The organism is Arthrobacter sp. 92, assembly GCF_050260325.1.
In the GTDB taxonomy this organism is placed as follows: domain Bacteria; phylum Actinomycetota; class Actinomycetes; order Actinomycetales; family Micrococcaceae; genus Arthrobacter.
The window spans coordinates 677,636-698,376 of sequence record NZ_CP189863.1 but is presented as its reverse complement, the minus strand read 5'-3'; the positions used below and the strand labels follow the sequence as shown (position 1 = coordinate 698,376).

Sequence of the window (20,741 nt, the reverse complement as noted above, 5' to 3'; positions counted from 1 at the left end):
CCGAAGACCTGAACCTTTGACACCAACGCCGGTTAACCCAGCGGGCACGGGAACGCCCCGGGGTTGGCGCTCCGCCCGGGGCGTTCCTCAGTCAGCATTCCGTAGGGCTAACTGCGGGATTATTCAGTTGTGGGCCCCATCTGGCGACTATTCGCCGCAGGCCGGCGCGGCCTAGACCCCGGGGACGGAATCCACGGACGTGAGCGCCGGAGCCCCGGCAGGCGCCGGAGCCGCGGCAGCGCCCACCGTGACATTGACCCAGGTCTTGATGCCGTTCCCGCCCAGGCTGAGGCGCCCAAGGTAGGAGCCCTCGGCGAGTCCGGACCAGTTGGCCGTGGCGGTGGTGGCCGTCCCGTTGGGTGCAACGATCGGGTTCGGGTTGACCGTGAGGTTTCCGGCATCTCCCGTGAATGTGACCGCCTGGATCCGCGCGCTGGCGGGCCCGTTGTCCGGGGTGGCATACAGGTTGGCAATGACGTAGTACGTCCCCGCCCGGGGCGACTCGAGATCGAGGAACTCGCTGGCGGACGATGTTGCCACCTGGGTGGCGACGAGGCCGCCGCTGCCGTTCGGACCGTACACCACCATGTCCCAATCGACGTCGTTCGTTGCAGCCTGGACTCCAAGCCGGACGAACTTCGCGCCGTCCGGCACGTCCACCTTGACCAGTGCGTTGTGCTCGTCATTCGTGGGGGCGTAGGCTCCCGGGGTCTTGGTCACGGCCGTCTCGGACAGGGGTGCAAGCCCCTCAACACCGACCGGAATGGGGGCATCGGAACCCGAAACCAGGTTCATCGTGCCGCTGCCCGTTCCGGTGGCGGAGCTGAAGGAGAAGGACGGAGCAACCTGGGCATCCACCGGCCGCACCGCGATGGGGGAGCTCACGGACCGCGGACCCTTCCACGTCAGCGCACCCGTGGTGAACTTGCCCATCGGCGCATTGACGTTCTTGACGGTGATGGTGACGTCCCGGGTCTCGCCGGACTTGGAGAAGTTCAGCACCTGGGGTTCCACCCGGACGTCGAAGCCTGGCAGGCTGACCTCTGAGTTATACGCCCCCGGCACCAGGGCCGTGAGTTGCCGCTTCACCGAGATCTCGCCAACAAGGCTGCCCAGTGCCACCGAAGGAAGGTTGAGATCCCGGGCGGCGATGGTTCCGGCCTTGGGCGAACCCGTGTCCAGGCCCTGACCGTTGAGGAAAGCCTTCCAGTCCTTGATGCCTGAGTTGTAGACCAGGCCCGGATCCAACACCCGGGTGGCGTCGATCTGGCCCGCACCGCCTTGGAAGGGATCCCTGTTGGGTGTTCCGTCAGCATTGACCAAGGGGTACGCCGTGGTCATCATGGCGGACTTGACCATGGCCGGTGTCCACTGGGGCTGCTTGCCGAGGACCAGTGCGCCGAAGCCCGCAATGTGCGGGGCGGCCATGGACGTGCCGGACATGAAGCCGAACTGCGCGCCGTGGTTGCCGATGGTGGACACCCCCGCCAGGACGTTGACGCCCGGTGCCGAGATGTCCGGCTTTAGGAGGTCGCCGCCCGAGGCGAGGCTGGGGCCGCGGGAAGAGAAGCCCGCAATCTGCGGAGCCGGAGACTGCGGTTCACCTGTGAGGTCGCCCTTGAGGAGGCTGACGGTGAGCCCGGGGTTTGCGGCAAGCTTGGACTTCAGCTCCAGGCTCTTGGGGGCGTTGACGTGGACAGTTGGCACCACGTGATTATCGGCATCTTCGGAACTTGATGTCAGGTTGACGAGGATCATGCCCACGCCGCCCTTGTTCTGGACCTCCAGGCTCTTTGCCGTTCGATCCACCACGCCGCGATCACAAACCACCACCTTGCCGGTGACTTTACCGGCGTCGAGCGTGCCCGGGCCGCAGAGGTTCGGCGCTGACGCCCCGGCCGCCGCGGCGTCAGCGGCAATAACCACGGAGGCGTCTTTGACCTCGGTCTTCATGATCGAGGCGCCGCGGAACAAGCTTCCATCGGAGACCTTCACCGTTCCCAGCAGGTCGCTGGGGAAGGTGGACGCCGCCACGGTGGTCAGCCACGGCGAGGCGTGGTTGACCGTCGAAGCGGCGGGCCCGGAGTTCCCGGCGGAGGCTGAAACGAAGACACCGGCGGCCGCCGCGTTAAGGAAGGCGAGGGCAACAGGGTCCGTGGTGCTGTCAGTGTTGCCGGAGATGGAATAGTTCAGGACATCCACACCGTCCTTGAGTGCGGCGTCCACCGCTTCGACGGCCGCCGAGGAGTAGCAGCCGCCGGTGTTGGGGTTGTTGTCTTCCCAGCAAATCTTGTAGACGGCCACCTTGGCGGCCGGTGCCACACCGGAACTTTTGCCGAAGCTCGCGCCGTCGATGACCTGTTCCACATTTGCGTTACCAGCGGCGGTGGTGGCGGTATGGGTGCCATGGCTGCCCACGTCCACAGGAGAGATAAGTTCCTGGGGCGCGCGGTTTTCCGGCGTCACGTATTGAAGGAAGGAATCGGCGAAGTAACGGGCGCTGATGACCTTGGAGTTGCAGAGGGTCCCGTCAAACGCCGCTCCGGAGTCGACGCCCTTCTGGCATTCCCCCTCGAAGGTGGTGCCGTCGGCCTTGAGCATGGCGATGTTGCCGTCCTTGGCACGGTAGGGAACGCCCATCTCGGCTTGGCCCAGGGCCTTACCACCGCCCTGGTCATTGAGCGGCTTGACGGCCGCGCCCTGAAGGAAGGGGTTGTCCGGGGCGTAGCCGGAGTCGATCACGCCCACGACCACGCCCTTGCCGGCGTTGTCCTGGCCTCCGAACTGCGTGGCCCAGGCGCCGTCCTTACCCGTGAGCTTCAGGAAATCCGTGGCGGTGTAATCCGGTGCGTTCTCAACATCCGGCGACACCGTCAACACTCGGGAGTCCTTGGCCAGCTCCGCGGCCTGCCGGGCGGTCAACCGGGCCGAGAACCCGTTGAGTGCCGCGGTGAACTGCTTGGCAGGGGTGGCTCCCTGTTTGGAAGCGACGTCGCGCTGCACCTGGCGGAGGTGGGCGTCATATGCGGTGAAGTCCGCGCTGCCGGCGTCGAGCTTGCGTCCCTGCTGAGGTTTGGTGCCCGAAAATCCCGCCGTGCCGCCTTCATAGGCGGCCGCGGCTGCTTCTGCCAGAACCACAATGTAGCGGCCGTCCTTGTAATCCGCGGGGTTCACGTTCTTCACCTGCACGGCCCTTGGCGGCGCCAAGGCCGCCGCGGTCGCGGGCCCTGCTGCCGCGGAGGTTAGAAACAACGGTAGAACAACAGCTAGGGCCGCCTTCTTCCGGAGCCCCCAGCCCCGGCCAAGGCATATTCCTTTTGATTTCACGAGTGACTGAGACCTTTCATCAGGTACTTATCCGGCGGGATGGCCGGTGCCGCCAGCTGGGATTGGCATCCGGAATAACAGTTCCCGTCACTCCGGCGAGACCAGCCGATTCAAACAGTACCGACTGATAGCTGGTTATGACATAGGTTTCAAAATTCGATTTAGATTCGTCAAAGGATTGCATTGCAGCCACGCAAAAAAGAGGATGGCTCCCTTAGTGGAAGCCATCCTCTGCTCGTGAATGGGTTCGGTACCTGCCCGCAAGCTGCTGGAGTCGGACCGGTCGATGCCCGCGTGCCGGGCCGGTCACAACGGAAAAGTCCCTACTGCCGGGGTGTCCTAACAACCTCACTGATCCAGGCCCGGGTCTTCTCGTCCAGTGGTCCTGCCACGTTCGTTTCCCTGGCCGCCCTGTCCGCTTTGATCTTCTGGAAGACCATCCTTCCCAGGCCGGCGAACACCGCCGCGGCCATGAACGGAAGCAACACGGATTTAGAGTTCTCAGCCATGCCGCAATCCTACTGAGACTGACCGCGCAGGGCCAGAGCCGGCGTCGTCCCCATGCCCCCGGGCAGTGCTCTGATTCACAGTCAATCCCGCGAATACGGGTTGACGCACTGCGCCCGGTAGAATGGGCAAGCAAGCTCGCGGAGCGCTCTTTCCCGCTGTCTTATGTTTGGAGTCCGCAGGACCCCCGAATGCAACAGCAGATCAGCGTGAGACGGCACCACTCCGCTGCGCCCTTACCCAATGCTCACGCACAGGAGTTGCCGGATGCCCCGGATCGTTGTCGACGTCATGCCCAAGCCCGAGATTCTGGACCCGCAGGGGAAGGCCATCGTGGGTGCTCTCCCCCGGCTGGGCTTCACCAGCTTCAGCGCTGTCCGCCAGGGCAAGCGATTTGAACTGACCGTTGACGGCGAGGTGACCGAGGAAATCCTGGCGCAGGCCCGTAATGCTGCGGAGACCCTCCTGTCCAACCCGGTGATCGAGGACGTCGTCAACGTCGAGGTCGTCGAGGCCTGAGATGACTGAACTTCCCCTGATTGGCGAGGCTGTCGCCGTCGCGGCCAGCCCCCGTTTGGCTGGCGCCCGCATCGGCGTCGTCACCTTCCCCGGCACCTTGGACGACCGCGACGCCGCCCGCGCGGTCCGTCTGGCCGGGGCCACCCCCGTGGCGCTCTGGCACGCGGACACCACGCTCGGTGACGTGGACGCCGTGGTGATCCCGGGCGGGTTTTCCTACGGAGATTACCTGCGCGCCGGTGCGATCGCGCGCTTCGCGCCGCTGATGTCCAAGATTATCGACGCCGCCAATTCGGACGCCAAACTCCCGGTCCTGGGCATCTGCAACGGCTTCCAGATCCTCACCGAGTCGCACCTTCTGCCGGGCTCGATGATCAAGAATGACCACCTGAAGTTCATGTGCCGCGACCAGGTCCTCCGGGTGGAGAACAACACCACCGCCTGGACCCTGGACTACCAGGCAGGCCAGGAAATCACGGTGCCGCTGAAAAACCAGGACGGCCAGTACATCGCCGACGAGAAAACCCTGGACGCGCTCGAGGCCGAGGGCCGCGTGGTGTTCCGTTACGTCGGCTTCAACCCCAATGGCTCGCGCCGGGACATCGCCGGCATCTCCAACGCCGCCGGCAACGTGGTGGGCCTCATGCCGCACCCGGAGCATGCGGTGGAAGTGGGATTCGGCCCGGAGTCCCTGGACGGCATCGGTGGTTCCGACACTGACGGCCTCGGGTTCTTCACCTCCGTTTTGAACAAGATTGTGGGAGGCAAGTAATGACTGAGACCTCGGCAGGCTCCATCACCGAAGCCAAGAAGTTCAACATCGACACCGTCGAGAACGCGGCCAAGACGCCGGACACCGAACTCCCCTGGGCGGAACTCGGCCTGAAGCAGAACGAGTTCGACGAGATCGTGAAGGTTCTGGGCCGACGCCCAACCGGCGCCGAGCTCGCCATGTACTCCGTGATGTGGAGCGAGCACTGTTCCTACAAGTCCTCGAAGAACCACCTGCGCCAGTTCGGCGAAAAGGTGACGGACGAGATGAAGAAGGACATGCTGGTGGGCATCGGCGAAAACGCCGGCGTCACCAACTTGGGCGACGGCTGGGCCGTGACGTTCAAGATCGAGTCCCACAATTCGCCGTCGTTCGTGGAGCCCTACCAAGGGGCTGCCACCGGCATTGGCGGCATTGTCCGTGACATCATCTCGATGGGTGCCCGCCCGGTGGCCGTGATGGATCCGCTGCGGTTCGGCGCGATCGACCACCCGGACACGGCCCGCGTCATGCACGGCGCAGTTGCCGGGATCGGCGGCTACGGCAACTGCCTGGGCCTGCCGAACATCGGCGGCGAAATGGTCTTCGACTCGGTCTACCAGGGGAACCCGCTGGTCAACGCTTTGGCCGTGGGAGTCATGCGCCACGAGGACATCCGGCTCGCCAACGCCTCGGGCAAGGGCAACAAGGTGGTGCTGTTCGGCGCCCGCACCGGCGGCGACGGCATCGGCGGGGCCTCCGTGCTGGCCTCGGAGTCCTTCGATGACACCAAGCCGTCCAAGCGCCCCGCTGTCCAGGTGGGCGACCCCTTCGCCGAGAAGGTCCTCATCGAGTGCTGCCTGGAGCTGTTCAAGGGCTCGCTCGTTGAGGGCATCCAGGACCTCGGCGCCGCAGGCATCTCCTGCGCAACGTCCGAGCTCGCCTCCAACGGCGACGGCGGCATGGAAGTGGAGCTGACCTCCGTCCTGCTCCGCGACCCCACGCTCACCCCCGGGGAAATCCTGATGTCCGAGTCGCAGGAACGCATGATGGCCGTGGTCACCCCGCAGAACATCGCCGCGTTTGAAGCGGTCATGGACAAGTGGGCCGTGGAATACTCCTGGCTGGGCGAGGTCACCGACACCGGCCGCCTCATCATCACGTGGGAAGGCGAAGTCATTGTCGACGTCGACCCGCGCACCGTGGCCCACGACGGCCCGGTCTATGACCGCCCGTACGCCCGCCCCGAATGGCAGGACTCGGTGCAGGCCGACGTGTTCACCGGTTCCGTCCAGGATGCCGGCCGTCCGTCCACGCCCACTGAACTGGCCGCTGCAGTCACCGAGCTCGTGGCCTCCCCGAACATGTGCAGCAAGTCCTGGATCACCAACCAGTACGACCGTTACGTGGGCGGCAACACCGCCATGGCGTTCCCGGACGATGCCGGAGTGGTCCGCGTGGACGAGGAAACGGGTCTGGGCGTGGCTCTGGCCACCGACGCCAACGGCCGCTACACCTACCTCGATCCGTACCATGGCGCACAGCTGGCCCTGGCCGAGGCGTACCGCAATGTGGCCACGGCCGGCGCCGTGCCCATGGCGGTCAGTGACTGCCTGAACTTCGGCTCCCCCGAGGATCCGGACGTGATGTGGCAGCTGGCCGAGGCCATCCGCGGTCTGTCCGACGCCTGCATGGTGCTGGGCATCCCGGTCACCGGCGGCAACGTCTCCTTGTACAACCAGACGGGCTCCACGCCTATCCACCCCTCCCCTGTGGTGGCGGTGTTGGGCAAGCTCGACGACGTCGCCCGGCGCACGCCCTCCGGCTGGCGCGAGGACGGGCAGGCCATCTATCTGCTGGGCACAACGTCCGCGGAACTGGATGGTTCGGAATGGTCCAACCTGCGCGGCCACCTTGGCGGACTGCCGCCGAAAGTTGACCTCGCCGCGGAACGCGCCCTGGGTGAAATCCTGATCAACGCCTCCCGCGACGGCATGGTGGACGCCGCCCACGACCTCTCCGAAGGCGGCCTCGCGGCAGCCCTCGTGGAGTCCTCGCTGCGCTACGGCGTCGGCGCCCGGATCGCCCTGCAGGACGTCCTGGACCGCGACGGCGTGGATCTCTTCACCGCGCTATTCTCCGAGACGCAGGGCCGGGCCATCGTGTCGGTCCCGCGCTCGGAGGAGATCCGCTTCAAGGACATGTGCACTGCCCGCGGCTTTGCCCACATCCGGATCGGTGTGGTGGACGCCGAGGGCGGCACGCTGGAGATCAACGGCGTCGAAACCCTGAGCCTCGATGCCCTCCGCGAAGCCCACGAGGCCACCTTGCCGAAGTACTTCGGCTAGCCCCTCCGCGTCTTCGCCTGAGCGCGTATCGGTTGAGCGCCTGCGCGCCTGCCGGTTGAGCGCGAACGGACACTTGAGCCCCATTTTGAAGGGGATTAAGTGTCCGTTCGCGTTTTCCGGCCCCGTTAGTCGTCGCTGCGCAGTTCGCGCTGTCGGGAGCTCAGGAGCTCCAGCTCAGGGCGTGCGGCCACAAAGCGTTCGACGGCGGTAAGCACCTCCACAAGGTGCGCCCGGTCGGCGGCCACAAGACCCGCCCCGATGATGATGCGGCGGTACTGGTCGTGATAATCGGCCTCCGTCACGGAGACCTCGAAGCGTCGCTTCAGCTCCGCGAGCAGGGGCCGCACGACGGACCGCTTCTCCTTCAGGCTGTGAACATCGCCGAGGAGAACGTCGAATTCAATCCACCCGATCCACATGCACCAATCGTAGCGACCGGGGTCAGCCGATGGTGAGTTCGCCCATCCGGTCCCAGCCATCGCCGTCGAGCTGGCGGCTGATGATCCGGGGCGTCTCGGCGAGTGCCTGCGGCATCTCCGTCATGGCTTTCTGGAAGTGGGCGCTGTTGACGTGGTCGCCGGCGGCGTCGTCCTTGAAGGCCTCGACGAGCACGAACTCGTTGGGGTCCTCCACGCTGCGGGACCAATCGAACCACAAGTTTCCCGGCTCCTGGCGGGTGGCTTCGGTAAAGTCGGATACCAAGCCCAGCCAGCGCTCGGACCAGTCCGATTTGACCTTGAATTTGACCACAATGAAGATCACGGCGTGCCTTTCGTTAGGGGCGGAATGGCTTCCATTCTTGCAAGGCGGCGACGACGGGTCACATCGTCCTGCCGTCAGCAGGCCTTGATGGCTTCCCGGGCCTGCTCCTGCTGCTGCAGGGTGCCGATGCGTTCGGCCCATTGCCCCGCGAGTTGGAACTCCACCATCGCCTCGGCGCAACGGCCGGCGTCGTGCAGTATCCATCCCAGGTTATTGTGCAGCGACACCACCCACCGCTTGGTGCGGTCACTATGCACCGTGGACGCGTATTCCAGGGCGCTGCGGGTCCACGCCTCGGCATGAGCCGAATCCGCGATGGCCAGCATGTGCAACGCATCCACCGCCAGGAACTCCTCGCTGAGGTGGTCCGCGAGCTCGGCGGCCTGTTCGAAGAGCGGGACCGCCATGGCTGCGTGCCCGCTGGAGTTCAGCAACCGGCCCCGTTCGAGGAGGACGCGCACGGAAACCGTGGGTTCATCGGAGTCGATCGCGTCCAGCAGCGCATCCGCCTCTTCGAACCTGCCCTGCAGTCCGATGGCACGGCCGAGCTGCGTTGTGAGCTCGGCTTGTTCGTCGTCGTCGTATTTTCCGCCCGCCAGAGCCGCCCGGAAGCGCCCTTCGGATTGTACGGGGTCGTCGAAATCCCACAATTGGTCAAGGGTTTCCTGCTCCAGCATCCACCTGCTCCTGCTCAGTTTTCACCTGCGGCCAGTTCGTGTGCACTCTCAATGTAGCGGGAAGTGATGAATCTTTGCGCCCGGCGCGTCACGGCTCCTCCAAGGGCATAGAACCAATTCGAGGCGACGCCGAAGGCCGTAATGGCGAGCGTCACCTCACCTTCGGCGTCGATGCGGACCTCAAAAGCCTCTTCCCCGCGGATCGGATGTCCCGGCAGGGTTCCGTAGCCGAACCCGGCACGCTGCGGCCCGCTTCCGGGCTCGGGACGGCGCACCCACACCACCTCGCACGGGGCGTTGATCCGAAGGGGCCCGATGCCGAATCCGCTCACCACCCGCGCACCTGGAACCACCACGGTGGTGTCGGCGAAAACCCGCAGTCCGGACCGGCGCTGAAGCTGCCAGCTCAGGATGCCCTGCGCCACGCGGTGATAGGTCTCCGGGCCCGCACCCAGGCGGACCTGGGAAATCTGGCATGGGACATCGTGCGGCACGGCGCCGTTTTCAGTGGAACCGGCGCCCGGATAGTTCAGACGGCCCTTGGCAATGTGTCCCGGGCCGCCGGAGTGCAGGAGCCGTCCGCGTCGCCCACCGCCTCCCCTTTCAGAGTTCATCGGAATGGTCCTTGGCCAGCCGGGCCCACCCCAGCTGTTCCTGTTGCTTCCGGCTCAGGGTGGCCACCACCAGGTCGTAGGAGTCCTCCACCATGTCCCGGATCATGGAGTCCGGCAAGGAACCGTCCAGTCGCACTCCATTCCAGTGGGTCTTGTTCATATGCCATGCGCCGGTGATTTCCGGGTGGGCGGCCCGCAGCTGCTCGGCCAGGGCCGGCTCGCATTTGAGGCTGACAGACCAGTCCGCCTCATCCATGGTGGACGCAGCGAACATTTTGGCCTGATGCCGCGTGCCCCCGGACACGTCGGCCCGGACCTTGAACACGGAGGTTTCCGGGCCAAAGGGAAAGTCCTCAAAGGCGCCAGGGAAGCCCAGGCAGATATCGCGGAGCGCATCAGGATCCATACACCGAGCCTACTTTCACCAGACGAAAGGCGCCCGGACAAATCAACTGGGAGCACCCTAAATCCGTCAACACATCCGGCTTAAGGCGCCCGGGCCGCGGCCCCGCGGGCACCCGGCGAATTCGAAGGCGGGCTACGAGTGCAAGCGCCAGTCTTCCTGCGCGGGGCAGGCGTTCATCACAACATCGAGGCCTGCCGCCTTGGCTCGGGCGGCCGCGGCTTCGTCGATAACCCCCAGCTGGAGCCAGACGGCCTTAGCTCCCACCGCGATCGCCTGGTCGACGACGGCCCCCACTTTTTGCGAATTGACGAAGCAATCAACCACGTCGATGGGATTCTTCTCTGCGGGGATGTCTGCGAGCCTGGCGTAGCCGGTTTCGCCGTGGACGGGATCCGCCCTGAGGTTCACCGGAATGATCCCCATGCCCAGCCTGTCGCGAATGAACAGCGCCACGTCATAGGCGGAACGCCATTCATTGGTGCTGAGGCCAACGATGGCCCATCTCCCTTTGGTGCGCATTAGCTTTTCAATGACAGCAGGATCGTTGACGTGGGCCATGAGTTCAGCCTACCCGTCGATGGCTACTCCCGGCCTGCCCTCTATGCACCTCTGCAGGGTTAAGGCCGTCCGCACCCGGCAGAGCTGCATAAACCGTGACTCCGCTGTCGGGCTGCGGGGCGAGGGGTGGGGCGGGGCGGGACGGGGGCCGAGCGGAGGGGCGGTGCGAGCGGTTGGCAGGGCGCGGGCGGGACGGGGGCCGAGCGGTGGGGCGGGGCGGGGCTGCGGGGCGCGGGCGGGACGGGGGCCGAGCGGTGGGGCGGGGCGGGCTGCGGGACGGGGGCCGAGCGGAGGGGCGGTGCGAGCGGTTGGCAGGGCGCGGGCGGGACGGGGGCCGAGCGGTGGGGCGGGGCGGGGCTGCGGGGCGCGGGCGGGACGGGGGCCGAGCGGTGGGGCGGGGCGGGGCTGCGGGACGGGGGCCGAGCGGAGGGCCTCCGGGATGGATCCGGGGGTTCAGCTCTCCCAGCCTCTGCTGCGCAGCGCCTCGGAGACGCGGCCCACGATCCAAGCCGCCCCGAGTCTGAGATCGTCTCGGTTGAGGGTTACTTGCAGCCAGCCGGCCTGGGCCGTGGTGTAGTTCCGCTGGGCGTCCAGGGACTGCTGGCGCACTGTCAGGTGGTGGCCTCCGTCGTACTGAATGGACACTCTGAAGCGCTCACAGCCCAGATCCGACCAGACCGTGGGGTTGCCTAAGATGTCCAGGATTGGCTGGTTGGGAACAAACCGCGGTAGGCCTGCCCGGTGCAGCCACAGCCTGATCTTTGTTTCCGGCGGTGAATCCACGCCCACCTCAACCTCGGCGAAAACCTTGCGGGCGGGGGCGATTCCATGGGTCCCGCTTCGGGAATCCAGATAGGCCCGGAGCGCGCCATGGGATAGGAGCGCGTGTTTGTCCGAGATGTAGCCGCGTCTATGCGCGCAAACGATGGAATCGCCGGCAGCAACAGCGTCATCAAATTCCAACACGCGACTCAGGTCGAGGAACGTCCGCGCCGCCGAGGTGACCGGGACGCCGTCGAGCATCACCACGTCCTCAGCGGCGACCTTCAAGAGGTGCCCCCTGACATGGCGCCGACGCGGGGCCGACGTTCCAGTGCGTCTCGCCAAGTGGAGCCTCGTCCAGGCCCCGGCGGTGTCGGGCAGCGAAATGCCGTGGATCATGGCTGCGGTGGCGAAGCAAATACAGGAGTCCGGAGTGAGGCTGGTGTAAGGGCGGCACCGCTCCAGCAACGACTGCCGGCGGCCCCGTGGGACGCGGATGCCGCGGCTCGGTGTCGACAGGTCCGACGCCTGCATTCGGCTCCGTGGGACGTCGGAAGTCCGGGCCTCGAAAACCGTGAAGGATGCTGCCAGCAGCGGCGCCGGAAGTGCATGGCGACGGGTCATATTCCATTACGGCATGGCACGCGGCCGGCGTGGAGGTAATCCACAGTGTGGAGGAGTAGTGCCGCTCTGGATGCCCGGCAACAACCTGCAGCTATGCAGGGTGCGCAGTCTATCCACCCTGCAGAGCCGCATGAATCACTGGCACCCCGGGGCAGGCCTGGCTCAGCGGGCGCCGCACCGCACAGGCGCACAACCGCCACGCTTCGCCGCCCACGCCGCGGCTGCCACGCCGAGCGGCCGCCCGCGCCGGGCGCCCGCCCGCGCCCGCGTCCGCTGCCGACCGTCCGCGACCTCGAAGCGGACCTCACACCCCGCAAGAACAGTGTTGAACTGGACCTCACGGACGGCCGTGGCACAGGTGGAGATGGCCGCGTAATGGCGGACCGCACCTTCGGGTTCCGCAAACGCGCACTCCATGCAGGCGCAGGCGTTCCGGAAGACATGGTCGGGACATCCAGGACATCCAGGACATCCTGCGGGACCCGGACGAGGCCTGGACGTCGCATCGGAGGCGTCAGCCTTGGATGCGCTCTAAGCCGACACCTGCACGATCGGAGCGGACTGATGGCTCTTGACGGGAGAAACCGGACCGGCCGTCCCCTCGGCAGGTCTTGGCCTGACAGCAGCGGCCTGCAAAACAGCGGCCTGCAAGACAGCGGCCCGCAGGCACCTGCCGGGGGTCAGCTGTCAGGGTCAGGGATCAGGGGCGGAAGTTTCCCAACCAGCTGTTGAGCGAATCCACGGCGGACGCGGAAGACCCGCTGACTGTCCGGGTCTTTTCCGTGGCGGGCAAATGCAGTTTTTTGAGCGTCGCGCCGGAACCCAGGATATCTCCGCCGCCGGATTCCCCGGCGGGGTCCAGCCCGACAGGCTTCGAAGATCCGCCTTGGCTGGCGTTGCCGCTCCCGGAATGCTGGCCGTCGCTCGACTTGCCGGCATCGCCCGGGTCGGAGGCGGGACCACGACCGTGCTCTTCCAACGCCGGGGCCGGCTCCGGGGTGACCGGAACCGAGTACTCGCCGCCCTCCAGCTTTGCCGGCGCCGCGGACCCGGAGGCCGGCAGCCCCGGATCGCCAGCATCGGAAGCTGCGCCGGTGGCTGACTCTTGGGGCTCTCCAGCGGTGGGGACCACGGGCACACCGGCGATACTCCAGCCGGGGGTCCAGTCCAGGGTCAGCTGCTGCACCGAACGCAATCCCTGACCCTCCCCGGGGCGAGGACTGGTGGCGGCCACCCCGCTGACGCCGAGCCCCATGCCGGCAAGGACGGCAAGTCCGATCACGGCGGGACGGTGCTTGCGCAACCAGCGCTGACGGGTGAGGTCATTGTGCGGCCCGGCGAGCATGGCCGCGAGTTCCGGTCCGGGCGCCGGGACCGCGAGTTGGCCGAGCGAGGCCAGCGCGGTGAGGGCAGCCCGGAGTTCGACGGCGTCCGAGTGACCGGCGTCGAACAGAAGCTGCTCAATGGTTCCGCCGGAAAAGTCATGTCTGGTTGTCATGGCGCCACGTAATCCTTTACGGCCGAATGTTCACGGAGTCTGTCCAAAGCACGTCGCTGAAGCTGTTTGACTGCTCCGGCGCTTTTCCCCATGATTTCGGCGACTTGCTCTACGGTGAGATCCGCGATAATCCGCAGGGTGAGAACCTCTTTCTGGTCCTCGCCCAAGACGTCCAACAACTGCAGCACTTCCCCGGGAGCAACGAGCAACATTGCTGCCGTCTCCGCTGAGGAGGACTCACGGCGGTCCAGTTCGGGTTCGAAGGACTGCCGGACGGGTGCCCGCCGCTGCCTGCGGTGGTCGTCCACCATCCGCGCGTGCGCCACCGAGAAAACGAACGTCCGCAGCCCGCTGACGCCACCGCTGATGCTGTCTATTCGGGGCAGGACTGCGAGGAAGACATCCTGCATTGTTGCCTCCGGATCCTCGACTCCGCGGGCTGTCAGATACCCCAATACCTGGGATGCGTAACTCCGGTACACCAGACTGAACAACTCGCCCTCGCGGCCCTTGAGGGCCCGCAGGGAGTCATCGGTCAGTGCATGGGTCACGGACGTGGAACCTTCATTCAGGGGAGGGTGGCTACATTAGTGTAGCCATCAGGCGGACGCCGGATGCGTCCCGCCCGCAAGCCTCCCCGGCTATCGGGGCGGAGGGCATTGGCTCGGCCCCGCGCTCCCAGGCCGGCTTCTTGCTGAACCGGCTCCGGACAGAAAAGAGCCGGGTTGGAACATGATGGGGGACACATCCAACCCGGCGCCTTTTGTCTCAGTTAAGCGCCGCAAAGAGCCGGGCTGGAACATGATGGGGGACACATCCAGCCCGGCGCTTTTTGTCGCAGTCAAGCCCCGGGTTCAAATCTGATGGGGGACAAATTCGAACCTGGCGCTTTCATAGTGGTAATCGTCCGGGGGGCCGGTGGGGTTACGCGAAATCCAAAAAACTTAAAATTCTTTTTCGGCCCGGTCAGGGGACCCCGGCGAGAAGGTGGCTGATGACGCCACCGTCCCCTACTCCGGGCCGCCCGTTGCGGGATTCAACGGGATTGATGGGCGGCTAAACAGAGGGAAATACTGTGGAAGGCAAAACGGCGGGCCGCCCTTCCGGGTGACCCGCCATGGTTCGTGCTGCCGTTGGAGCTTCGGTGACGTTTAGTCGTTGATGAGGTCGTTGACCACGATGGTCTGGTCGCGGTCCGGGCCGACGCCGATTGCCGAGAACCGCGTGCCGGAGAGCTTCTCCAGGGCCAGCACGTAGTTCCGGGCGTTTTCCGGCAGGTCGTCCATGGCGCGGGCGCCGGTGATGTCCTCGGTCCAGCCTTCGAAGTACTCGAAGATGGGCTTGGCGTGGTGGAACTCGGTCTGGGTCATCGGCATTTCGTCGTGCCGCACGCCGTCCACGTCGTAGGCCACGCAGACCGGGATCTGCTCGATGCCGGTGAGGACGTCCAGCTTGGTGACGAAGTAGTCCGTGAAGCCGTTGACGCGGGAGGCATGGCGCGCCAGGACGGCGTCGTACCAGCCGCAGCGGCGCGGCCGGCCGGTGTTGACGCCGAACTCCCCGCCGGTCTTCTGCAGGTACATGCCCATCTCGTCGAACAGTTCCGTGGGGAAGGGACCTGCGCCCACGCGGGTGGTGTACGCCTTGATGATGCCGATGGAGCGGGAGATGCGGGTGGGTCCGATGCCGGATCCCACAGAGGCGCCGCCCGCGGTCGGGTTGGATGACGTGACGAAGGGGTAGGTGCCGTGGTCGACGTCGAGGAACGTGGCCTGGCCGCCCTCCATGAGGACCACTTTGCCCTCGTCCAGGGCCGTGTTCAGGACGAAGGTGCTGTCGATGACCAGCGGGCGGAGGCGTTCGGCGAAGGACAGGAAGTACTCCACGATCTCATCCACCTCGATGTCGCGGCGGTTGTAGACCTTGACCAGGAGCTCGTTCTTCTGGCGCAGCGATCCTTCAACCTTCTGGCGCAGGATCGAGGCGTCGAAGACGTCCTGGACGCGGATGCCGAGGCGGGCCACCTTGTCCATATACGCCGGGCCGATGCCGCGACCGGTGGTGCCGATGGCACGGCTGCCCAGGAACCGCTCGGTGACCTTGTCCAGGACCTGGTGGTAGGGCGCCACGAGATGGGCGTTGGCGGAGACGCGCAGCTTAGAGGTGTCGGCGCCGCGGGCTTCGAGGCCGTCGATCTCCTGGAACAGGGCCTCAAGGTTCACCACGCAGCCATTACCGATGATCGGAACCGCGTTGGGGCTCAGGATGCCGGCAGGAAGGAGCTTGAGCTCATACTTCTCACCGCCTACGACGACGGTGTGCCCGGCGTTGTTGCCGCCGTTGGGCTTGACCACGTAGTCGACGCGGTGGCCGAGCAGGTCAGTGGCTTTACCTTTGCCTTCGTCGCCCCATTGGGCTCCGACGATCACGATTGCTGGCATGGGATCCTCCCCCATTCGTTCGGGCCGGACTCCGTGTGATCCACCAGGTGGTCAACGCAGCTCAGCGCCGTTCATGAGAATGCCCCGAATTCCACTGCCATGCCGTGACCGGTCAGCTGACCGGCAGGCACAGCCCAAGAGTTTCGGGGCTCTTACCACCCAAGTTTAGCCGATCCGGCGGCGGGGGCCGCTATGGAGAGCCGACAGGCGGTCCGCGGCGCCGGGCGTTGCTGAGGCCGGCGGCCTGAGGCAGCGGGCCGCCCCGGGCCCGCCGGGACAATCCCCCGACACAATACTGCCCCGATTTGCGGAACCGTCGCCGGATGGAATTAAGTGAGAGTGCCCATCCGGAGCGGCCGAGAGACCTGGATCGTTGACGCCGCAGCAACCTTGTCCCCAAAACGGAACCCTGAAAACGGGACGCCGCGGCCCGGCAAAGGTGCTACAGCCAGGACCGATGGAAAGGAACCATCCGCCATGTCCGTAAACACCGATCACATCCGCGTCACCCACGCAGGTTCGTTGCCGCGCACGCCCGAACTCATCTCCGCCAACGAGGCCAAGGAAGCGGGCGGGCTCACCCCCGAGTTCCGCGAGCTGCTGGAGGCCTCGGTGGTGGACGTTGTCCAGCGCCAGAAGGACCTTGGCATCGATATCCCCAACGACGGCGAATACGGCCACACCATGTCCAGTTCCGTGGACTACGGCGCCTGGTGGAACTACTCCTTCGCCCGCCTTGGAGGCCTCGAGCCCACGGACGTGGACCGTTGGGCCGATGCCAAGGTCAGCCGCTCCACGCCCGGGAACATCGTGCTCACCTCCTTCCCCGACCGCCGGGACCGGCAGAAGTTCAACGACGCCTACAACGATCCGTCGTCGGGCATCCTCGCCCACCGCAAAAGTGTCTCCCAGCCGAAGATCGCCGGTCCGCTCACCTACACGGGGCAGGGCCTCGTGGGCTCGGACATCGCCAACCTCAAGACCGGGCTTGCCTCAGCCGGGCTGGCGGAGGGGTTCGTGGCCTCGCTCTCCCCAGGGTCCTGCGCCCGGGTGGCCAACGAGTACTACACGACCGACGAGGAGCTTCTCTACGCCTGCGCCGACGCCATGCGCGAAGAGTACAAGGCCATCATCGACGCCGGCCTGACAGTGCAGCTGGATGATCCTTCGCTGGCCGAGAGCTGGGACCAGATCAACCCCGAGCCGAGCCTGGCGGACTATCTCAAGTTCATCCAGCTTCGCGTGGAGGCCACCAACTGGGCGCTGCGCGACCTGCCGGCGGAACAGGTCCGGCTGCACGTCTGCTGGGGCTCCTGGCACGGCCCGCACACCACGGACATACCGTTCGCGGACATCATCGGCTCCGTGATGCAGGTCAATGCCGGGGCGTACTCCTTCGAGGCCGCCAACGTCCGGCATGAGCACGAATGGCGGGTCTGGGAGGACACCAAGCTTCCCGAGGGCAAAGTGATCATTCCCGGGGTGGTCTCACACGCCACCAACGTGGTGGAGCATCCGGATCTGGTGGCGGACAGGATCGTCAGGTTTGCCGATCTGGTGGGTCGCGAGAACGTCATTGCGTCCACGGACTGCGGGCTCGGGGGCCGGGTGCACCCGCAGATCGCGTTCGCCAAGCTTGAGGCCCTCGGGGAAGGCGCGCGCCGCGCCACCACGCGCCTTTGGCGGGGATAGCGGCGCCTGCAGGGTCCCCCGGGGCCACATTTCGCGGGGCTTGCTAAACTGGTAGAGACCGGTCAGGCAATCGGTCCACACCACATTTCAAACCACGCCGTACCCGAGCATGCCCACAGCACGCCCCGGTATGGTGCGGCAGCGTCACCGATCCCCGCAGGAGACACAGCAATACATGACAGCACTGGCTACTGAATCTTTCCGCGAGCAGCTTCTAGGCCGCCGCTATGAACCCAACGTCGCAGCTGTCAATGAGCTGTGTGACACTCTCCAAAGTGGCAAGCCCGACACCGTGGTCCCCTACGTGGACCCCATGCACGACGTCGACGAGTGCCGCATCATCAGCCTGTACTCCAACATCGGGACGGTCGACGAGTCCGGTTTCATCACCGCCGGCGACGACGAGGCGGCCACCCGCATGCTGGGGGTTCAGTGGAAGCTGGGCCTCCGCCCGGAATTCGTCATGCCGTGGAACGTCCACCCCTGGCACGTCCCCGGCGAGCCCAATGGCAAGTTCACTCCGGACCAGATCTCGGCCGGACTCAAGCCTCTCCTGAAGTTCCTTGCCCTGGTGCCCCGCGCCTCGGTCATCGTTGCCCACGGCACCGAGGCCAACCGCCTGGCGGGACTGCTCCTGAAGACTGAGGTGCCCCTCCTGTGGCGCCGCGGGCTGAAGACATACAAGGTGCGCTCCCTCAGCGGCCGCGCGTTCGCCGGCACCCCTGCACGGCAGCAGCAGTACCTGGACGAAATGCACGTGGTGTACGCCGACGCCATGGCCCGCACCGGCCTGACGAAGCCGGTCAGCTAGCCCCGGAAAGTGCGACGGCGGGCGGTCACCTTCTCTTGAAGGTGGCCGCCCGCCGTCGTACGTAAAGGCGTACTTACGCCTGCCTAGCCTTGCGCTTCGATGGCTGCCTTGGCTGTCGGATCGGAGTCGTTGAGGAATTTCTCAATGCGCTCCGGTTCCTCGGCCTCGCCGATCGCCGCCGAAGCGCGCCCCAGCGAATACAGCGCGCGCAGGAACCCACGGTTCGGCTCGTGCTCCCAGGGGATGGGGCCAACACCGCGCCAGCCGTTGCGGCGCAGGGAGTCCAGGCCGCGGTGGTAGCCCACGCGGGCATACGCATAGGAATCGATGGTGCGCCCCTCGTTCCACGCCTCCTCGGCCAGGATGGCCCACAGAAGCGAGGACGTGGGGTTCTTGGCCACCAGGTCCATTGCCTCCTGGCCGAGCGCGAGGTGCTGGTACACCTCGGTCTCGGGCGGCAGGAGTGTGGCTTCGGGGCCCATCAGGTTCTTGCGGAACTCGTCGGACATTATTAGAACGTCTTGCCGAGCGAGCCGAGCTGCTTGGCCGCTTCCACCACGCGGGCCGCGAGGCCGGCCTCGGCGGAGGCGCCCCAGACGCGGGGGTCGTAGAGCTTCTTATTGCCAACCTCGCCGTCGACCTTCAGGACGCCGTCGTAGTTCTTGAACATGTGGTCCACCACCGGACGCGTGTAGGCGTACTGGGTGTCGGTGTCGATGTTCATCTTGATCACGCCATAGGAGACGGCATCCGCGATTTCCTGGTCCGAGGAACCGGAGCCGCCGTGGAAGACCAGGTCAAAGGGGTTGTCCTTGCCGATCTTGGCGCCCACCTGGGCCTGGATGTCCTTGAGGATCTCCGGGCGCAGCTTCACGCCACCCGGCTTGTACACACCATGCACGTTGCCGAAGGTCAGGGCGGTGATGTAGCGGCCGTTTTCGCCGGAGCCGAGGGCGTCGATGGTGGCAAGGGCGTCTTCAACGGTGGTGTAGAGCTTCTCGTTGATGGCGTTCTCGACGCCGTCCTCCTCGCCGCCGACCGTGCCGATCTCAACTTCGAGGATCATCTTTGCCGCCGCGGTGCGCTCGAGCAGTTCGCGGGCGATGCGCAGGTTTTCCTGCAGGGTCTCGGCGGAGCCGTCCCACATGTGCGAGTTGAACAGCGGGTTGCGGCCGGCCTTGACCTCAGCCTCGGATGCGGCGAGCAGGGGCAGCACGAAACCGTCGAGCTTGTCCTTGGGGCAGTGGTCAGTGTGCAGGGCCACGTTGACGCCGTAGTTCTTGGCAACCTCGCGGGCAAAGGCGGCGAAGCCCAGGGAACCGGCAACCATGTCCTTCGTGGAGGCGCCGGACCAGTAAGCCGCTCCGCCGGTGGAGACCTGGACGATGCCGTCGGACTCGGCCTCGGCGAAGCCGCGCAGCGCCGCGTTGAGCGTCTGGGAAGAGGTGACGTTTACCGCCGGGAACGCGAAGCCGCCCGTCTTTGCGCGGTCGATCATCTCGGAGTAGATCTCTGGGGTTGCAATGGGCATGCTGACTCCTAAAGTGAATTTCGTCTACGGGTTTTGTTGACCCTGGGAGTGAACCTCGTCGGCTAGCAACCATCCTAGCCATTTCTGGCGCAAGGGCAGTGTTTCGGGTCACTGGACGGGTAATACTTTGCGCTCCACCCGCCGCGTCGGCATGGCACTTCGCGGCAATGCGGAGCGGGCTGCCATCCCGGCGGCGTTTAGACGTGCTGGCTGAAAACGTGCCGGCGGATCCAGGCGTGCATCGCGATCGCGGCGGCCGAGGCGGCGTTGATGGACCGGGTGGAACCAAACTGTTCGATCGACAGGGTGTCCACTGCGGCCTCATGGACCTCGGGCGTGAGGCCCGGACCTTCCTGGCCGAACACGAGGACACATTTCCTGGGGAGCTCGTAGGTTTCCAGCGGCACGGAGTCGGGAAAGATGTCGATGCCGATGATCGCCAGCCCCTCCCCCTGGGCCCACGCCACGAAGTCCTCCACCGTGGGATGGTGGCGGACGTGCTGGTAGCGGTCGGTGACCATGGCCCCGCGGCGGTTCCACCGGCGTCGCCCGATGATGTGGACTTCCTTGGCAAGGAAGGCGTTGGCGGTGCGCACCACCGTGCCGATGTTCATGTCGTGCTGCCAGTTTTCGATCGCGATGTGGAAGTCGTGGCGCTTGGAGTCCAGATCCGCCACAATGGCCTCGTGCTTCCAGTAGCGGTACTTGTCCACCACATTGCGGCGGTCACCGTCCGCCAGGAGATCGGGGTCCCAGTGCGCCCCTTCCGGCCACTCGCCTTCCCAGGGCCCGACGCCGACCTCCGCTTTCGCTTCGGGCCCTTCCTCTGCGGCGGGGCGGGACGCGGCGGGGCCTTCGGGCTGTTCAGTCACCCCTCAACATTAGACTGGGACCCAGTAAGCAGCACATCACC

General features: G+C 65.8%; 20 protein-coding genes and 1 riboswitch. Of the genes, 5 read left to right on the top strand and 15 right to left on the bottom strand.

The window, feature by feature from the left end; translation table 11 throughout:
* Nucleotides 1-171: 171 nt before the first annotated feature.
* Together ACP4XC_RS03265 and ACP4XC_RS03260 are read right to left on the bottom strand one after the other, a co-directional pair.
* On the bottom strand, nt 172-3,327 hold the full coding sequence (locus ACP4XC_RS03265; RefSeq protein ID WP_427173464.1) for a S8 family serine peptidase: 3,156 nt from the start codon (nt 3,325-3,327) through the stop codon (nt 172-174).
* 323 nt (nt 3,328-3,650) lie between these two features.
* Nucleotides 3,651-3,836, bottom strand: coding sequence for a hypothetical protein (locus ACP4XC_RS03260; RefSeq protein WP_427173463.1), 186 nt, complete (start codon nt 3,834-3,836; stop codon nt 3,651-3,653).
* Between the two features lie 265 nt (nt 3,837-4,101).
* On the opposite strand from ACP4XC_RS03260, the gene purS reads away from it, so the two are divergent.
* From purS to purL, 3 genes are read left to right on the top strand one after another with little or no spacing between them, the layout of a single operon-like run.
* Entirely contained in the window at nt 4,102-4,353 is a 252-nt protein-coding gene (gene purS / locus ACP4XC_RS03255; protein ID WP_157239345.1) for a phosphoribosylformylglycinamidine synthase subunit PurS, read from the top strand.
* Nucleotide 4,354: 1 nt separating this feature from the next.
* Nucleotides 4,355-5,125 carry a phosphoribosylformylglycinamidine synthase subunit PurQ gene (gene purQ, locus ACP4XC_RS03250; protein ID WP_427173462.1) on the top strand — a complete coding sequence of 257 codons (771 nt, stop codon included), beginning with the start codon at nt 4,355-4,357 and terminating at the stop codon, nt 5,123-5,125.
* Nucleotides 5,125-7,452, top strand: coding sequence for a phosphoribosylformylglycinamidine synthase subunit PurL (purL, locus tag ACP4XC_RS03245; protein WP_427173461.1), 2,328 nt, complete (start codon nt 5,125-5,127; stop codon nt 7,450-7,452). The genes purQ and purL overlap by 1 nt, the downstream gene beginning before the upstream one ends.
* A 125-nt stretch (nt 7,453-7,577) precedes the next feature.
* Here purL and ACP4XC_RS03240 read toward each other — a convergent pair whose 3' ends face one another.
* From ACP4XC_RS03240 to ACP4XC_RS03195, 10 genes are all read right to left on the bottom strand, one after another.
* On the bottom strand, nt 7,578-7,871 hold the full coding sequence (locus ACP4XC_RS03240) for a DUF503 domain-containing protein (protein WP_427173460.1): 294 nt from the start codon (nt 7,869-7,871) through the stop codon (nt 7,578-7,580).
* Between the two features lie 22 nt (nt 7,872-7,893).
* Nucleotides 7,894-8,214 carry a putative quinol monooxygenase gene (locus tag ACP4XC_RS03235; protein WP_427173459.1) on the bottom strand — a complete coding sequence of 107 codons (321 nt, stop codon included), beginning with the start codon at nt 8,212-8,214 and terminating at the stop codon, nt 7,894-7,896.
* Nucleotides 8,215-8,288: 74 nt separating this feature from the next.
* Nucleotides 8,289-8,891, bottom strand: coding sequence for a hypothetical protein (locus tag ACP4XC_RS03230; protein WP_427173458.1), 603 nt, complete (start codon nt 8,889-8,891; stop codon nt 8,289-8,291).
* A 14-nt stretch (nt 8,892-8,905) separates the two neighbouring features.
* The gene (locus tag ACP4XC_RS03225) at nt 8,906-9,505 is read right to left on the bottom strand and encodes a DUF1990 family protein (protein ID WP_427173457.1); all 600 of its coding nucleotides are present in this window, start codon (nt 9,503-9,505) and stop codon (nt 8,906-8,908) included.
* Nucleotides 9,495-9,911 (bottom strand): MmcQ/YjbR family DNA-binding protein, encoded by a 417-nt coding sequence (locus ACP4XC_RS03220; RefSeq protein ID WP_427173456.1) that lies wholly within the window; start codon nt 9,909-9,911, stop codon nt 9,495-9,497. Before ACP4XC_RS03220 ends, ACP4XC_RS03225 begins: the two co-directional genes overlap by 11 nt.
* Before the next feature lie 132 nt (nt 9,912-10,043).
* Complete coding sequence (locus tag ACP4XC_RS03215) at nt 10,044-10,469, bottom strand: CoA-binding protein (RefSeq protein WP_427173455.1); 426 nt, start codon at nt 10,467-10,469, stop codon at nt 10,044-10,046.
* A 453-nt stretch (nt 10,470-10,922) separates the two neighbouring features.
* The gene (locus ACP4XC_RS03210; RefSeq protein ID WP_427173454.1) at nt 10,923-11,855 is read right to left on the bottom strand and encodes a hypothetical protein; all 933 of its coding nucleotides are present in this window, start codon (nt 11,853-11,855) and stop codon (nt 10,923-10,925) included.
* A 700-nt stretch (nt 11,856-12,555) separates the two neighbouring features.
* On the bottom strand, nt 12,556-13,353 hold the full coding sequence (locus ACP4XC_RS03205) for a hypothetical protein (protein ID WP_427173453.1): 798 nt from the start codon (nt 13,351-13,353) through the stop codon (nt 12,556-12,558).
* Complete coding sequence (locus ACP4XC_RS03200) at nt 13,350-13,904, bottom strand: RNA polymerase sigma factor (RefSeq protein ID WP_427173452.1); 555 nt, start codon at nt 13,902-13,904, stop codon at nt 13,350-13,352. Before ACP4XC_RS03200 ends, ACP4XC_RS03205 begins: the two co-directional genes overlap by 4 nt.
* 600 nt (nt 13,905-14,504) lie before the next feature.
* Entirely contained in the window at nt 14,505-15,794 is a 1,290-nt protein-coding gene (locus tag ACP4XC_RS03195; RefSeq protein WP_427173451.1) for an adenylosuccinate synthase, read from the bottom strand.
* 340 nt (nt 15,795-16,134) lie between these two features.
* Nucleotides 16,135-16,258, top strand: a riboswitch (SAM riboswitch).
* 13 nt (nt 16,259-16,271) lie between these two features.
* On the opposite strand from ACP4XC_RS03195, the gene ACP4XC_RS03190 reads away from it, so the two are divergent.
* Both ACP4XC_RS03190 and ACP4XC_RS03185 read left to right on the top strand, forming a co-directional pair.
* Nucleotides 16,272-17,486 carry a cobalamin-independent methionine synthase II family protein gene (locus tag ACP4XC_RS03190; RefSeq protein ID WP_427173450.1) on the top strand — a complete coding sequence of 405 codons (1,215 nt, stop codon included), beginning with the start codon at nt 16,272-16,274 and terminating at the stop codon, nt 17,484-17,486.
* 175 nt (nt 17,487-17,661) lie between these two features.
* Nucleotides 17,662-18,297: a uracil-DNA glycosylase gene (locus ACP4XC_RS03185; RefSeq protein WP_427173449.1), complete on the top strand. Its 636-nt coding sequence runs from the start codon at nt 17,662-17,664 to the stop codon at nt 18,295-18,297.
* A gap of 83 nt (nt 18,298-18,380) precedes the next feature.
* Here the strand turns inward: ACP4XC_RS03185 and ACP4XC_RS03180 are convergent, their stop codons facing one another.
* The 3 genes from ACP4XC_RS03180 to ACP4XC_RS03170 form a co-directional block, all read right to left on the bottom strand.
* A complete protein-coding gene (locus ACP4XC_RS03180; RefSeq protein WP_427173448.1) occupies nt 18,381-18,806 on the bottom strand; it encodes a DUF3151 domain-containing protein in 426 nt (141 codons plus the stop codon).
* A 2-nt stretch (nt 18,807-18,808) separates the two neighbouring features.
* The gene (gene fbaA, locus ACP4XC_RS03175) at nt 18,809-19,828 is read right to left on the bottom strand and encodes a class II fructose-bisphosphate aldolase (protein WP_427173447.1); all 1,020 of its coding nucleotides are present in this window, start codon (nt 19,826-19,828) and stop codon (nt 18,809-18,811) included.
* A 197-nt stretch (nt 19,829-20,025) separates the two neighbouring features.
* Nucleotides 20,026-20,700: a TrmH family RNA methyltransferase gene (locus ACP4XC_RS03170; protein WP_427173446.1), complete on the bottom strand. Its 675-nt coding sequence runs from the start codon at nt 20,698-20,700 to the stop codon at nt 20,026-20,028.
* Nucleotides 20,701-20,741: the final 41 nt, after the last annotated feature.

Excerpts from the sequence above, each read along its gene's own strand:
- ACP4XC_RS03260 (WP_427173463.1), bottom strand. The coding sequence starts at position 3,836 with ATGGCTGAGAACTCTAAATCCGTGTTGCTTCCGTTCATGGCCGCGGCG.
- fbaA (WP_427173447.1), bottom strand. The coding sequence starts at position 19,828 with ATGCCCATTGCAACCCCAGAGATCTACTCCGAGATGATCGACCGCGCA.
- ACP4XC_RS03220 (WP_427173456.1), bottom strand. The coding sequence starts at position 9,911 with ATGGATCCTGATGCGCTCCGCGATATCTGCCTGGGCTTCCCTGGCGCC.
- purS (WP_157239345.1), top strand. The coding sequence starts at position 4,102 with ATGCCCCGGATCGTTGTCGACGTCATGCCCAAGCCCGAGATTCTGGAC.
- ACP4XC_RS03180 (WP_427173448.1), bottom strand. The coding sequence starts at position 18,806 with ATGTCCGACGAGTTCCGCAAGAACCTGATGGGCCCCGAAGCCACACTC.
- purQ (WP_427173462.1), top strand. The coding sequence starts at position 4,355 with ATGACTGAACTTCCCCTGATTGGCGAGGCTGTCGCCGTCGCGGCCAGC.
- ACP4XC_RS03225 (WP_427173457.1), bottom strand. The coding sequence starts at position 9,505 with ATGAACTCTGAAAGGGGAGGCGGTGGGCGACGCGGACGGCTCCTGCAC.
- ACP4XC_RS03230 (WP_427173458.1), bottom strand. The coding sequence starts at position 8,891 with ATGCTGGAGCAGGAAACCCTTGACCAATTGTGGGATTTCGACGACCCC.
- ACP4XC_RS03195 (WP_427173451.1), bottom strand. The coding sequence starts at position 15,794 with ATGCCAGCAATCGTGATCGTCGGAGCCCAATGGGGCGACGAAGGCAAA.
- purL (WP_427173461.1), top strand. The coding sequence starts at position 5,125 with ATGACTGAGACCTCGGCAGGCTCCATCACCGAAGCCAAGAAGTTCAAC.
- ACP4XC_RS03210 (WP_427173454.1), bottom strand. The coding sequence starts at position 11,855 with ATGACCCGTCGCCATGCACTTCCGGCGCCGCTGCTGGCAGCATCCTTC.
- ACP4XC_RS03215 (WP_427173455.1), bottom strand. The coding sequence starts at position 10,469 with ATGGCCCACGTCAACGATCCTGCTGTCATTGAAAAGCTAATGCGCACC.
- ACP4XC_RS03185 (WP_427173449.1), top strand. The coding sequence starts at position 17,662 with ATGACAGCACTGGCTACTGAATCTTTCCGCGAGCAGCTTCTAGGCCGC.
- ACP4XC_RS03205 (WP_427173453.1), bottom strand. The coding sequence starts at position 13,353 with ATGACAACCAGACATGACTTTTCCGGCGGAACCATTGAGCAGCTTCTG.
- ACP4XC_RS03190 (WP_427173450.1), top strand. The coding sequence starts at position 16,272 with ATGTCCGTAAACACCGATCACATCCGCGTCACCCACGCAGGTTCGTTG.
- ACP4XC_RS03240 (WP_427173460.1), bottom strand. The coding sequence starts at position 7,871 with ATGTGGATCGGGTGGATTGAATTCGACGTTCTCCTCGGCGATGTTCAC.